14 protein-coding genes are annotated in these 13,011 nt (G+C 33.8%); 8 read left to right on the forward strand and 6 right to left on the reverse strand.

What is annotated here, in order from left to right; translation table 11 throughout:
- The first annotated feature begins 4 nt into the window (after nt 1–4).
- From dut to AA088_RS16175, 5 genes are read left to right on the forward strand one after another with little or no spacing between them, the layout of a single operon-like run.
- Nucleotides 5–439, forward strand: a complete 435-nt coding sequence (dut, locus tag AA088_RS16155) for a dUTP diphosphatase (protein WP_046746076.1) — start codon at nt 5–7, stop codon at nt 437–439.
- Between the two features lie 44 nt (nt 440–483).
- On the forward strand, nt 484–1,503 hold the full coding sequence (locus AA088_RS16160) for a sugar phosphate nucleotidyltransferase (RefSeq protein ID WP_046746077.1): 1,020 nt from the start codon (nt 484–486) through the stop codon (nt 1,501–1,503).
- A gap of 18 nt (nt 1,504–1,521) precedes the next feature.
- Complete coding sequence (locus AA088_RS16165) at nt 1,522–2,454, forward strand: tetratricopeptide repeat protein (RefSeq protein WP_046746078.1); 933 nt, start codon at nt 1,522–1,524, stop codon at nt 2,452–2,454.
- A 6-nt stretch (nt 2,455–2,460) separates the two neighbouring features.
- Nucleotides 2,461–3,234: a DUF4292 domain-containing protein gene (locus tag AA088_RS16170; RefSeq protein WP_241483429.1), complete on the forward strand. Its 774-nt coding sequence runs from the start codon at nt 2,461–2,463 to the stop codon at nt 3,232–3,234.
- On the forward strand, nt 3,234–4,466 hold the full coding sequence (locus AA088_RS16175) for a murein hydrolase activator EnvC family protein (protein ID WP_052752936.1): 1,233 nt from the start codon (nt 3,234–3,236) through the stop codon (nt 4,464–4,466). The genes AA088_RS16170 and AA088_RS16175 overlap by 1 nt, the downstream gene beginning before the upstream one ends.
- A 38-nt stretch (nt 4,467–4,504) precedes the next feature.
- Here AA088_RS16175 and AA088_RS16180 read toward each other — a convergent pair whose 3' ends face one another.
- Together AA088_RS16180 and AA088_RS16185 are read right to left on the reverse strand one after the other, a co-directional pair.
- A complete protein-coding gene (locus tag AA088_RS16180) occupies nt 4,505–5,017 on the reverse strand; it encodes an acyl-CoA thioesterase (RefSeq protein WP_046746080.1) in 513 nt (170 codons plus the stop codon).
- A 171-nt stretch (nt 5,018–5,188) separates the two neighbouring features.
- Complete coding sequence (locus AA088_RS16185) at nt 5,189–6,139, reverse strand: HU domain-containing protein (protein WP_046746081.1); 951 nt, start codon at nt 6,137–6,139, stop codon at nt 5,189–5,191.
- Between the two features lie 101 nt (nt 6,140–6,240).
- Between AA088_RS16185 and dprA the strand changes: the two genes are divergently transcribed.
- Both dprA and AA088_RS16195 read left to right on the forward strand, forming a co-directional pair.
- Nucleotides 6,241–7,347, forward strand: coding sequence for a DNA-processing protein DprA (gene dprA / locus AA088_RS16190; protein ID WP_046746082.1), 1,107 nt, complete (start codon nt 6,241–6,243; stop codon nt 7,345–7,347).
- Between the two features lie 66 nt (nt 7,348–7,413).
- A complete protein-coding gene (locus AA088_RS16195; protein WP_046746083.1) occupies nt 7,414–8,373 on the forward strand; it encodes a C1 family peptidase in 960 nt (319 codons plus the stop codon).
- A gap of 57 nt (nt 8,374–8,430) precedes the next feature.
- Here the strand turns inward: AA088_RS16195 and trpS are convergent, their stop codons facing one another.
- Nucleotides 8,431–9,399 (reverse strand): tryptophan--tRNA ligase, encoded by a 969-nt coding sequence (trpS, locus tag AA088_RS16200; protein WP_046746084.1) that lies wholly within the window; start codon nt 9,397–9,399, stop codon nt 8,431–8,433.
- Nucleotides 9,400–9,531: 132 nt separating this feature from the next.
- On the opposite strand from trpS, the gene AA088_RS16205 reads away from it, so the two are divergent.
- Nucleotides 9,532–10,281: a lysophospholipid acyltransferase family protein gene (locus AA088_RS16205; protein ID WP_046746085.1), complete on the forward strand. Its 750-nt coding sequence runs from the start codon at nt 9,532–9,534 to the stop codon at nt 10,279–10,281.
- Between the two features lie 91 nt (nt 10,282–10,372).
- Here the strand turns inward: AA088_RS16205 and AA088_RS16210 are convergent, their stop codons facing one another.
- The 3 genes from AA088_RS16210 to AA088_RS16220 are packed head-to-tail and all read right to left on the reverse strand — an operon-like array spanning nt 10,373 to nt 12,963.
- The gene (locus tag AA088_RS16210) at nt 10,373–11,977 is read right to left on the reverse strand and encodes an outer membrane beta-barrel protein (RefSeq protein ID WP_046746086.1); all 1,605 of its coding nucleotides are present in this window, start codon (nt 11,975–11,977) and stop codon (nt 10,373–10,375) included.
- On the reverse strand, nt 11,970–12,509 hold the full coding sequence (locus AA088_RS16215; RefSeq protein WP_046746087.1) for an RNA polymerase sigma factor: 540 nt from the start codon (nt 12,507–12,509) through the stop codon (nt 11,970–11,972). Before AA088_RS16215 ends, AA088_RS16210 begins: the two co-directional genes overlap by 8 nt.
- 31 nt (nt 12,510–12,540) lie before the next feature.
- Entirely contained in the window at nt 12,541–12,963 is a 423-nt protein-coding gene (locus tag AA088_RS16220) for a hypothetical protein (RefSeq protein ID WP_046746088.1), read from the reverse strand.
- Nucleotides 12,964–13,011 lie beyond the last annotated feature (48 nt).

The raw sequence follows: 13,011 nt of genomic DNA on the forward strand, positions 1-13,011 counted from the left end.
GATAATGAACATACAAATCATTAACAAATCACAACACGCATTGCCTCACTATGAAACTGCTGCTTCTGCAGGAATGGATTTAAGAGCAAATCTTACGGAGTCTATAACATTACAGCCGTTAGAAAGAACTATTATCAAAACAGGATTATTCATTGAATTACCGATAGGTTATGAAGCTCAAGTACGCCCAAGAAGTGGGTTAGCTGCCAAAAAAGGAATCACGGTTCTTAATGCTCCAGGAACGATTGATGCAGATTACCGAGGCGAAATAGGCGTTATTTTAGTCAATCTTTCAAATGAATCCTTCACAATTGAAAATGGAGAGCGTATAGCTCAATTGGTCATTGCAAAACATGAACGTGCCGAATGGATTGAAGTCTCTGAACTATCTGAAACGGCTAGAGGTGAAGGCGGATTTGGAAGTACAGGAACCAAATAAAAACATTTCATAGTAACAAAAGAATCATAGAAAAAAACAATAAAATGAAGATTATAGTACCAATGGCAGGACGAGGTTCTCGACTGCGTCCACATACACTTACAGTTCCAAAACCGTTAATTCCAATTGCAGGGAAGCCAATTGTACACCGATTGGTCTCTGACATAGCAAAGGTATTAGGAGAACCTATCGATGAAGTTGCATTTGTGTTAGGAGATCCAGCTTTTTTTGGAGAAGATGTGGTAAAAAGCTTGACAGACTTAGCAGAAAGTTTGGGCGCAAAGGCGAGTATCTATCGTCAAGATCAACCATTAGGAACTGGTCACGCAATAATGTGTGCAAAAGAATCTTTATCTGGTCCAGCTGTAATTGCATATGCCGATACATTAATTCGCGCAGATTTTAACTTAGATAAAGAAGCTGATGCGGCTATTTGGGTAAAACAAGTAGAACATCCAGAAGCATATGGAGTGGTAAAACTTAATGATGAGAATGAAATTATTGAACTGGTAGAAAAACCAGCCGAATTTGTCTCTGATCTTGCAGTGATTGGAATTTACTATTTCAAAGATGTAGGTGTACTAAAAGAGGAGTTACAATACGTATTAGATAACAATATCATTCACGGAGGAGAGTATCAAATCAATGACGGAATTAAAGGAATGATGGCAAAAGGACGCCGTTTTGTTACTGGACAAGTAGATGAGTGGATGGATTGTGGAAACAAAAATGTAACTATTGAAACGAATGGAAAAATGCTAGGGTTTTTACAGGCCGACAATGAAAAATTAGTAGCGGATTCTGCAAAAATTGAAAACTCAGAAATCATACCGCCATGTTACATTGGTGAAAACGTACTTATTAAAAATGCAACAGTTGGACCTAATGTTTCTATAGGAGATAATTCACAAATTGAAAATGCAACTCTTAAAAATAGCTTAATTCAAACGAATAGCTTGGTAAAAAATGCTAATTTAGAGGAAGCTATGATTGGTAACTATGCAAAATTTGATGGAAAGTTTACCAAAGTGAGTATTGGTGATTATTCAACAATGGAACAATAATTGAGACCATCTATTCTAATGAAAAAAATAATACATATATTATTAATCTCAGGAATACTTTTTAGTGTTCCTGAAATTGTTTGCGCTCAAGAAGAAGAAGAAAGCGCAGCTATTTCATTAGAAGAAAATAATGACGAATTCCAAGAGCATTTTTTTGAAGCATTAAAACAACGTGGTATCGAAAACTATGATCGTGCGATTGATGAACTACTAAAATGTAAAGAAATTGATGACAATCCGACGATTGCTTTCGAATTAGGGAAAAATTACTTTTCCCTTAAAAAGTATGAAGAAGCCAAAGAATCATTTGAAGAAGCAGTAAGTAAAAAACCGCAAAATCAATGGTATTTAACAGGTTTATTTAATGCGCAGATAAAACTTAATGAGCGGGAAGATGCTTTAAAAACAGGAAAAAAGATTGTCTACCTCAATCATTCATTCAGAGAAGATCTTGCAAAAGTATATATTGGGATGAAAGAATATAAAAAGGCATTCGAGCAATTGGAAGAACTTCAAAAAAAAGGAACATTATCTTTTACGGCTACCAACATGAAACTCATGTTGGAAAAGCAACTCAATAAAGATCAAACCTCTGATAAAGAAGTCGCCGAAGTCATTCAGCAAACACCAAAGCCAAGAGAAAATACAGACAGTAAAATTTTAGAACAAATAGAAGAAGCGTTGGAAATGAATGCGTACAAAGATGCCAATCGATTGGCGATTATTGGACTCAGTGATTTTCCGTCGCAACCCAAACTGTATCTGTACAATGCGCAAGCTTTACATGCGTTACAAGATTACAAAAAGGCAATTGAAATGCTTGAAATTGGACTCGATTACATCATTGATGATACGGCTCTAGAACAAGAATTTTATGAAGCCTTTGTGTTAGCCTACAAAAAAATAGGAAATACGAAAAAAGAGAACTATTACCGAAAAAAAATACAATAAAGACGCTTGAAAAACAGAATTCACATTGCGATTATTAGCGTGCTAGCAATCATGCTACTGGTTAGTTGTAAATCATCTAAAACGTTGGTTTCTTCTGGAAAAGTCGCCAACTTATCTACGAAGAATATTGTAAAAAATCACTATAGGAATAGTTTAAAATTTAATACAATTCGCGGGAAGCTTAAAGTAGATTTTGATGACGGTAAAATGCAAGAAGGGTTTACGTTGAGTCTACGCATGAAAAAGGACGAAGCTATCTGGCTAAGTGCTAAACTCTCATTGGTAAAAGTATATATAACGCCTACAAGAGTTAGTTTTTACAATAAATTAGACAACACATATTTTGAAGGTGATTTTGCATTAATTAGTAAATTTCTTGGAACGGACCTTGACTTTGAAAAAATACAAAACTTACTTATTGGAGAAGCATTGTTCAATTTAAAAAATGAAAAATTCAACTCAGAAATTGTTGACAAAACGTATGCTTTAACACCAAAGCGTGATTTTGATCTTTTTAAACGATTATTCTTTTTAGACGCATTTCACTTCAAAATTGCACAACAACAATTGGTACAAACAGCTGAAGAACGATTGTTAACAATCAACTATCCAGCGTATCAAAAAATTACGGGACAAGTATTTCCTAAAAATGTAGAAATCAAAGCTTCCGAAAGCAATAAAACAACGACTATTCAAGTTGAATATAAAAAAATCACTTTCAACGAAGAGGTGCGTTTTCCGTTCAAAATTCCTAGTGGTTACAAAGAAATTAAAATATAGTGAATCCTTTATACTGTAAACATACCTATCAAAAAATAACTGTTATCATTCTCTTATTGGTGAGTGGTTTCAGTATGGCGCAAGATCGCAAAAAGGAATTGGAAGCAATGCGTTTGCGTTTGCAAAACGAAATTCGTCTCATCAATAAACTCATCAAAAAAAATACATCTAAGACAAAATTTATTGTAGAAGATGTTCAAAGTATCAATCACAAAATTCGGGTTAAAAAAGATTTGATAAAGGTGATGAATCAGCAAACCAATCTCCTTACAAGTCAAATAAACAACAATATTAAAAAAATAGGACAGCTACGAGACGAATTAACGAAGCTAAAAGCAGACTATGCGGCAATGATTCGAAAATCCTATAAAAGTCGCTCAGAACAAAGCAGATTGATGTTTTTACTCTCTTCGGAAAGCTTTTTACAAGCGTATAAACGTGTTCAATACATGAAACAATATACCGACTATCGTAAAAAACAAGGAGAAGCTATTGTAACTCGTACTCAAGAATTACAAGAACTAAACAAAACATTTGTCGCTCAAAAAAAGGAAAAAGAAGCACTAATAGTTGAGAATAGAAAAGTGCAGGAAGAACTTGAAAAAGAGAAGACGCTACAAAATGAAATGCTAGCGGTTTTAAGAAAAGACAAAAATAAGTATGCTGCGCAGGTTAAAAAGAAGCAAGAACAGGCAGACGAAATCGATCGTCAAATTGATAAAATCATTCGAGATGCAATTGCCAGCTCTAATAAAAAAGCAGGGAATAATTCTTCTACAAAAACATACGCGCTTACTCCTGAAGCTCAAGCCATTGGAAATAGTTTTGCTGCCAATAAAGGAAAGCATATTTGGCCAGTTGCAGAAGGAACCAAAATAAAAGGGTATGGAAACTATCGTGACGTAGTGAATCCGAATGTAACAAGAATGAGTAATGGAGTTGTTATTGCAACAAATGAGAATGAACCAGTACGCGCTATTTATGGAGGAGAAATCACACGAATATTTGCAACGAAAGAAGGTGTAAAATGTGTGTTAATTCGTCACGGAAGCTACTTTACTACGTATTTTGGTTTGGAATCGGTTTCTGTAAAAACAGGAGATAAAGTGTCTATGAAACAGCAAATAGGCATCATGTATACCAATCGTAGTACTGGAAAAACAGAGCTAAAATTTACAGTCTTTAAAAACACTACTCGCTTAAACCCAGAAACATGGTTGTATAGAATGTAATTTTTACAATAAAAGAAATTTAAAAGAGAAGCAAAAAATTAATGTTCAAACAGAGCTTTTAATTCGGTAGCTTCATTAGGCTTCATTTTCCCAGCCAATACCAAACTTAATTGGCGTCTTCGTAAAGCGCCTTCGTAACGTTCTTTCTCCAAATCGGTTTCAGGAATCAATTCTGGAATGCGTACTGGACGACCAGTATCATCTACAGCTACAAAAGTGTAAATAGCTTCATTTGCTTTATCGCGCATACCAGACTCACGATCTTCAATCCACACATCAATATAGGTTTCCATAGACGATTTAAAAGCTCTTGAAATTGAAGCTTCTACCGTTACTACACTTCCTACTGGAATTGAACGATTAAATGCAACATGATTAACAGAAGCAGTGACAACAATTCGTCTCGAATGTCTTCGTGCGGCAATACTTGCTGCTCTATCCATACGAGCCAACAATTCACCACCAAACAAATTATTCAAAGGGTTTGTTTCACTTGGCAAAACCAAGTCAGTCATAATTGTTTTAGAGTCTTTAGGGTATTTTGCTTCCATCCAAAAATTTTTTGCAAAGGTACATAGATTCGTTTTTTACGTGGCCAAAAAAGAAGAATAATTATAAGAAATAGGTAGATATCACAAAAGTGATACAATTTGTAAAGATTATGAAATAAAAAAAGACTGCTTTAATAACAGTCTTTAATATAAATTTTGGGTAGTTCTAATTTATTCAGTTACTAATAACCAAGCTTCTGGAGCAATTGTTTCTTTGATTTTTAGCAACGCTTCAGCTGCTTCAGCTCTAGTGGTATAACTTGCAAAAGAAACTTGATGCAAGCCATATTTATTTTTTCCAATCAATGAAGCATCAAAACCATTGGCTTTCAACTCTTCTACTTTTGTATACGCATTTTCTTCAACTCTAAAGGCGCCAGCTACTACATGATAATTTTGAACTTCTTTGGTAACTTGTAATGTTATAGAAGGAAGTTCTACAGGATTCGCATTAAAAAAAGTGGCTTGTTGAATATATGAATTGATTGATTTTTGTGCTTTGGTTTGTTCTGCAATTTGTTGTTGCGATTCGTATTGTTTAAACCCAAAAAAGCTAGCGCTAACAATAATGGCAGCTGCAGCGGCATATTTCCAAGGGAAACGATATTTAGTACGTTCTTGAGAAGCTACTAGAGAAATAACAGAAGTTTCTTCTTCATTGGTAGCAACTACAACCTCTTCTTTTTTAGTTTCCTCTACAATTCTTTGAATCTCTGATGATACAAACGAAGAGAGCCCAAACGAAGAAGTTAGATAATTTAAGTGATAAGAAGGCTCAAATTGAATATTTCCTTCTACATTAAGAGATAAATCTCCAATATTTTCAAGTGAAACAATCTCTGTATTCTTTAATTGCTTTTTCCAATTAGCAACTTCCGTAAGTACCTTTTGCAAGGTGTTTTCATATCCATCTTCTGTAAGATCAGCAATATATTTTACCAATAATCCATCATTGGAAGTCAATTGAGCATTAAATGATACTACTTTTGATGGTGGATAAAATGCATTGGTTGTGTGATGTACTTGCGCTCCTTTTCGTTGCGTTAAAAAAGCACCAAACTCAGGAACAGTCACACACTCATATCTATATAAAAGGTCGCTTATGTATTGGTCTAATCTCATTAAAACAAATTTAGAAAAAAATTGAAGCCGATAAAATATCTGCATAACTTTTTATTAACATTTAAAAATCCTGTAACTTTAGTCGTGTAAATCAAAAAGATATGAATAATGACCATGATTTGCTGTACACATTAGCATTGCAAAAAACAGCAAAAGTTGGCGATATATTAGCGAAAAAACTAATAAAACATTGCGGATCCGCAGAAGCGGTTCTTAAAGAAAAAAAAGAAAATTTACTTAAAATTGAGGGAATTGGAACCTATGTTTTAGCAGACTTATATAACGCAAGTAATTTGAGAGCTGCCGAAAATGAATTGCAGTTTATACAACGGGAAGCTATTCAAGCTCATTACTTTTTAGAGAAAACCTATCCACAACGATTATTGCATTGTCCAGACAGTCCGATTGTGTTATTTCAAAAAGGAAATGCAGATTTGAATGCTGCAAAAATGATTAGCATAGTAGGAACACGAAAGGCAACATCATATGGTGCGCAATTTTGTGAAGAACTGATTGAAAACTTATCTCCTATACAACCAACGATTGTTTCAGGTTTTGCTTACGGAATTGATATTGTGGCACAGCGTTCAGCTATTCAAAATCACATTCCTACAATTGGTTGTTTGGCACATGGTTTAAATCAAATTTATCCTAAAGTACATAGTAAATATGTAGATTCTGTTCAAAAAAATGGGGCATTTGTAACGGATTTTTGGAGTAGTTCTAAGCCAGATAGGGAAAATTTTTTAAAACGAAACCGATTAATAGCAGGAATGTCACAAGCAACCATCGTAATTGAATCTGCCGAAAAAGGTGGAAGTTTAGTCACTGCTCATATTGCCAATTCCTATAATAGAGATGTATTTGCTGTTCCAGGAAGAGTAGGAGACTTACAAAGTATAGGATGCAATAATTTGATTAAACAGCAACGAGCACATATACTAACTACTGCGGCTGATATAGTATATATGCTAGGATGGTCGTTAGAAAGAGAAGAAATAAAACCGCTTCAAAAACAGCTTTTTGTTGATCTTAGCCCAGAGGAAACTTCCATACATTCCTACTTGCAGGAAAAAGGACAAAGTATGTTGGATACTATTGCGTTGGCTCAAAAATTGCCTATTCATAAAATTACACCAATCTTACTTCAGATGGAAATGAAAGGTGTAATCAAGCCTTTGCCAGGAAAATTATTTGAAGCCGTATAATCGTAGCGCGTTGATTATTAGGAAATAAAAACTATATTTATAGTGAAAACTAACACTATTGAACGTATGAAAAAACTTTCTTTTGGAGTATTCTTTTTGAGTGTCAATTGCCTTTTGGCTCAGATCCATTTAGTAAGTCCTGAAAAACTAGAGCAACAAAATACAAGCACAATACATATCAGTGCACAAACTCCAGTAAAAAATCAAGGAAATGGAAATACATGTAGCGCTTTTGGAGTTGCTGCTGCATTGGAGACTTTGCCAAACATGCCTAAAGATATTAGTGAAAACTTTTTGTATTCTGCCCAAAAATACGAACAATTAGATGCTGAAACAGGCGTTACTAGAGGGAATTTTTTAAAATCCTATATCATGTCTTTGCCAAAATATGGGATTCTTACGGAAGCTGCGTTACCATACCCAAATATAATTGCGGGAACATGGAATGAGAATGATCCAGAAATCATGAAAGCCTTAAAAGAGTCCACTACTGGACCGGTAACCTTTCTGCTTAAATACAAGTCGACTGCCAAAAAAATATCATTAGATTCTTTTGAGTATTTAGGGCAAATAGATAGTAAAAATGTAAAACATTTAAAATTTTTGTTAGACAGTGGAATTAAAGCAATTCCTGTATCATATGAACTATATATACCTGCCTGGAAACCTTTTAAAGCTCAAAAATACCATACCATAACGCCTGATGAAGGTTATGGTGTGTTAATGCAAGATGGAAGCTATGCTAAATATTCTGATATTAAAAGTCGTTTTCCAGATATTAACGAACGAATTAACAATCAGCAGGTTTCTTTTCTTCGAACTGTAGCACCTACAGCCAATTTTAATCCTTACGGAGGACATGTAGTCACAATTGTTGGGTATGACTCAGAAGGATTTATTATTAAAAATTCTTGGGGAGCTGATTGGCGTTACTTTGGTTATGAACGCATTAGTTATGATTATCACGAATTATTTGCCTATGAGGCATTGGTTATCAAAAGAGTAAGTTATAAGGAAGATAATTAAAAAAAGCAGTTAAACCTTTAAAGTCAACTGCTTTTTCATATAAAATATTTTTAAATCTTAATATCCTACCTTTTTACGAACTCTAGCGAGTACTTTGTTTGCAATGGCAGAAGCTTTCTGAGCTCCAATAGCTAAGGCTTTATCAATTTCGTCTTTATTTTCTATATAATGATTAAAGCGCTCTCGAGGTGTAGCAAATTTTTCAGCAATTAATTCGTATAAAGCTTGTTTGGCATGTCCATAACCATAATTTCCTCCCAGATAATTTTGACGCATGGTTTCAATTTGCTCTTCAGAAGCAAGTAATTTATACAAGGCAAATACATTATCAGTATCTGGATCTTTTGGATCTTCTAAAGGAGTACTATCTGTTTGAATTCCCATAATTTGCTTGCGCAATTTTTTATCTGTTTGGAAAATATCAATAACATTGTTTTTACTTTTACTCATTTTAGAACCATCTGTTCCAGGAATTAATTGAGTAGCTTCTTGAATTTTAGCTTCAGGTAATACGAATGTTTCGCCTAATTTTTCATGAAAACGAGTGGCAACATTTCGAGTAATTTCCAAATGTTGTTCCTGATCTTTTCCAACAGGAACAATTTCTGCATCATATAATAAAATATCAGCAGCCATCAACATTGGATATGTAAATAACCCCGCATTTACATCTTGCAAACGATCTGCTTTATCTTTAAAGCTATGTGCTAGTTTTAAACGATTATATGGGAAAAAACAATTCAAATACCAAGCGAGCTCAGTAACTTGTGGAACATCACTCTGACGATAAAAAATAGTTTTATTAATATCTAAACCAAATGCGAGCCAAGCGGCAGCAGTTCTATATGTGTTTTCTCTTAGAGTTTCGCCATCTTTAATCTGCGTAAGTGAATGCATATCAGCAATAAATAAAAACGATTCGTTTTCATCATTTTGAGCCATTTCGATAGCAGGCACAATTGCGCCTAAAATATTACCTAAATGCGGTGTTCCTGTGCTTTGAATTCCTGTAAGTATTCGTGCCATGGGTTAAGTGTAATTATAGAATTTTTAGCAAATGTACTTCTTTTACATAGAATTTTTAAAAATTATCATGCTTGGTTTCATAAAAGCATTTTTTGAACACATTTTCGAAACTTTAGTGTATTTTTGGCGGGCATGATAGCTTTGATACAAAATATTGGACGATTTTTTTGGCGCATTTGGTTTTACCTTTTGGTCATCGTTCCTATTCTTTTATTTTTCCCAATTTTACTTATTCTAAGCGCTAGCGAAAAATTTTATCCGCAATTTTTTTGGATTGCTCGAAACTTGTGGGCGCGCCCAATTTTGTATGGAATGGGTTTTGTTCCTAAGTTTAAAAAAGAAGAAAAAATCATCAAAAGGAAAAGCTATATGCTAATTGCAAATCACACAAGTATGACTGATATCATGCTAATGCTGGTAGCTTCTAAAAACCCTTTTGTATTTGTTGGAAAAAAAGAATTGGCAAAACTTCCTATTTTTGGACTATTTTACAAAAGAACTAGTATTTTAGTTGATAGAGGAAGCGCTCGAAGCAGAAAAGCAGTGTATGATAGTGCGCAAAGGCGTTTAAAACAAGGAATGAGTATTTGTATTTTTCCTGAAGGAAGAGTGCCTGAAGAAGAAGTGTATTTGGATCTTTTTAAAGATGGTGCTTTTCGATTGGCAATTGAACATCAAATACCTATTGTACCAATGACATTTGCAGACAATAAAGAACGTTTTCCATACAGTTTTTTTAAAGGCTCACCAGGGCGTATGCGGGTTACCATTCACAAATTTCTTCAAACGGAAGGTAAAACACTTGAAAGCAAAAAGGAACTGACAGAAACAGCTCGGAATATCATTCTTAATGAATTACAAGCGTATGGCGTAAAGTCATAAAAAGAAAAAACCGCTTTTATAAAAAAAACGGTTTTCTGGCAAACATCATTGCTTTTAAAGGTATATGGCAAATACCTAACCAACTAAAAAACTAAAACCTAAAACTAACACCGGTATACACTCCTACAGAGTAAGGTCTAAAGGTGCCAGTATTTCCTGAAAATGAATTGATTTGATATTTTAGCATAGGTTCTAAGTTGAACTCCAATTGGTCAGAAAATTTATAATCAATTCCAACACCAATATTTGTACTAAAACTCACATCATTTATATTGGTTGCTTCTCCCAATTCTGCCAGTAACTCAGGAGAATCTAATATGATACTATTCTCGGTTAATAGTAGTGTACTTACACCACCAATTACATTTACACCCAATTTTTTATCTAAAACAGCATATTTGAGTTCTACGGGAACTTCAATATAACTCATGCGCTGATTTAGGTTTCCTTCTATTTGTTTTTCGCGTATTGATGACTCAGAAGTAGGAAGTTGGTATTGTGAATACACAATATCAGTAGGTGTTTGACGGTCTTTAATGTCAAAAGAGACATCATTTGTTTTGAAGGCAATTGTTGTTAAGTCAGTTCCATCAATAGAAGGAACCAATGCAATATCTTTAGTGCTATAGCTATAATCAACACGATGAATTCCAGAACGAACAGTCAATCTTTTTGAAATATCATACCCTACATTCAATCCGTAACTTAAATTTACATCACCAACTTTAGTATTGTCTGCAAACGTTTGATCAATTGGAGAACCGTTGGAAAATGTATTGTAATAAGTTGGTGCGGCATTAGGAGAAATGCTCCATTTTTTGCGTTTTGTTTCAGCAACTTCTGTATTTTCTTTTTCCAATTCATGCAATTCATTGATTACATCTAATAGTGATTTTTTAATTTCTGTTTCTTTTTCTACTTCTGTAACTGTGGTTTCTGTAGAAATTTCTTTTTCAGATGAAGTATTTGTAGCTGTTGTTAAATCTGCATCAGTTGCATTTTCTGTTACAGCAACAGTAGTTGCATTGGAGTTCTCGTTTATGTTTTTATTGTTTTTAGTATTGATTGCTCGCTTTTGAGAATCATTTATAGAGTTGTTCGAGTTTTGGTATGTAAGAGCTGTCTCTGAAACATGATTTCCATTCCCTGTTTTATGTGGATGAACCTTATTTTTTGACAAACTTACGTTGAACTGATTATTTGTATGAGTATTATTTTGTTGGTTAACGGCATTTTGTAAAACAGAATTGTTTTCTTGTTTCTCCAAAGATTGTTGATCTGAATTATCAGTTTCGTTATTTACTATATGTTTTTCGTTTGAAAGATTTTGATGTGTAATGTTTTGATTTGTATCAAAATCTTTAGAATTGTTATCAGCATTCGTTACTGGTGTATCTTGATCTGTGTGATTCGTATTTTCCTTTTTTGTAGAAGTAATTGGAGAATCAGTGTTCAATCTGTCCTTAGAATTTGTATTAAATATTGCATTTCCTGCAAAAAACAATACTACAATAGCAGCAGCTATGCCTGCTCCTTTGTATAACCACGGAAGAAATACAATGCCTTTTCGGTCGCGTTTTTGTTCTTTAGCTGTTAACTTTTCAGAAATGCTATCCCATAACGCTGGATCTGGTGACGCTTCAAAATCTCGAAAACGTTCTTGAAATAATTTATCTATATCTTTTGGATCACTCATTGATGGCGATTTTTTTTTTAAACGATTCTATTTTATTTTTTAAAATCATACGAGCTCTAGCTAAGTTTGACTTTGAAGTGCCTTCTGAAATACCTAACATTTCTGCAATTTCTTTATGCGAATACTCATCAAGCACGTATAAATTGAACACCAATCGGTATCGATCAGGCAGTTCTTGTACAATATGTAATAAATAATCTAACGATACATCTTCTTCATATACTGTAACCGGGACATCTTTCAGTACACGTTCATTGACTATTTCAAAAATACCTTTGGTTCGGTATTTTTGAAGTACTGTATTTACAGTAACTCTTCGCAACCAACCTTCAAAGGAACCTTTAAAATTGTATTGAGAGATTTTGTCAAAAATAACCATAAAACTATCTTGTAGATTATCTTCTGCTTCTACTTGATTACGTGAATACTTTAAGCAAGTACCATATAGTTTTTTTGCAAACATCTTATATAGTTGTGCTTGGGCTTCACGATTGTTATTCTTGCAATTATATATGAGTTGTTCTAAACTCACTCGGTCTGTTGGTTTGGTTGATAACGATTTTCTAATTATTTACGGATACCTCATAAATCAAATACATATCTTGTCCGTTTGCATCTTTTCCTTGCCAAAACTTAAATGTGTACGGTTCCGTATCTAATACACTAAAGTTAAAACTTACAGTTTTAAATTCCTCTTCTAATGTTTCACAATCACTGCGTATGGCAACAAAATTAACAACAGCTACATTGCGAACATTTTGAGGTTCTTGTACGTACTGAAAGTTACTAAATGAATGACATGTAGTAGGTTGTTTGTAAGTGACATGGATGGTATGCGTATTGCCAAAATTGAATTCTTGTGGCATTTCGACACTTTCAATTGGAATAAACTCAAATTGAAACTCTGCCGTAGAATTATCGTCTACCGAACACGCTTGAAGCATGAACAAACTCACTAAAATAGCTACGAATAATATCTTTTTCATAGTTCAAAAATTGGGCTACTTTTCAAGTAGATACATATCTTATCAAAA

Source organism: Kordia zhangzhouensis, from assembly GCF_001005305.1.
Classification (GTDB): domain Bacteria; phylum Bacteroidota; class Bacteroidia; order Flavobacteriales; family Flavobacteriaceae; genus Kordia; species Kordia zhangzhouensis.

Coding starts and splice junctions, on each gene's coding strand:
- dut (WP_046746076.1), top strand. CDS start 5: ATGAACATACAAATCATTAACAAATCACAACACGCATTGCCTCACTAT.
- AA088_RS16160 (WP_046746077.1), top strand. CDS start 484: ATGAAGATTATAGTACCAATGGCAGGACGAGGTTCTCGACTGCGTCCA.
- AA088_RS16165 (WP_046746078.1), top strand. CDS start 1,522: ATGAAAAAAATAATACATATATTATTAATCTCAGGAATACTTTTTAGT.
- AA088_RS16180 (WP_046746080.1), bottom strand. CDS start 5,017: ATGGAAGCAAAATACCCTAAAGACTCTAAAACAATTATGACTGACTTG.
- AA088_RS16185 (WP_046746081.1), bottom strand. CDS start 6,139: ATGAGATTAGACCAATACATAAGCGACCTTTTATATAGATATGAGTGT.
- dprA (WP_046746082.1), top strand. CDS start 6,241: ATGAATAATGACCATGATTTGCTGTACACATTAGCATTGCAAAAAACA.
- AA088_RS16195 (WP_046746083.1), top strand. CDS start 7,414: ATGAAAAAACTTTCTTTTGGAGTATTCTTTTTGAGTGTCAATTGCCTT.
- trpS (WP_046746084.1), bottom strand. CDS start 9,399: ATGGCACGAATACTTACAGGAATTCAAAGCACAGGAACACCGCATTTA.
- AA088_RS16205 (WP_046746085.1), top strand. CDS start 9,532: ATGATAGCTTTGATACAAAATATTGGACGATTTTTTTGGCGCATTTGG.
- AA088_RS16210 (WP_046746086.1), bottom strand. CDS start 11,977: ATGAGTGATCCAAAAGATATAGATAAATTATTTCAAGAACGTTTTCGA.
- AA088_RS16220 (WP_046746088.1), bottom strand. CDS start 12,963: ATGAAAAAGATATTATTCGTAGCTATTTTAGTGAGTTTGTTCATGCTT.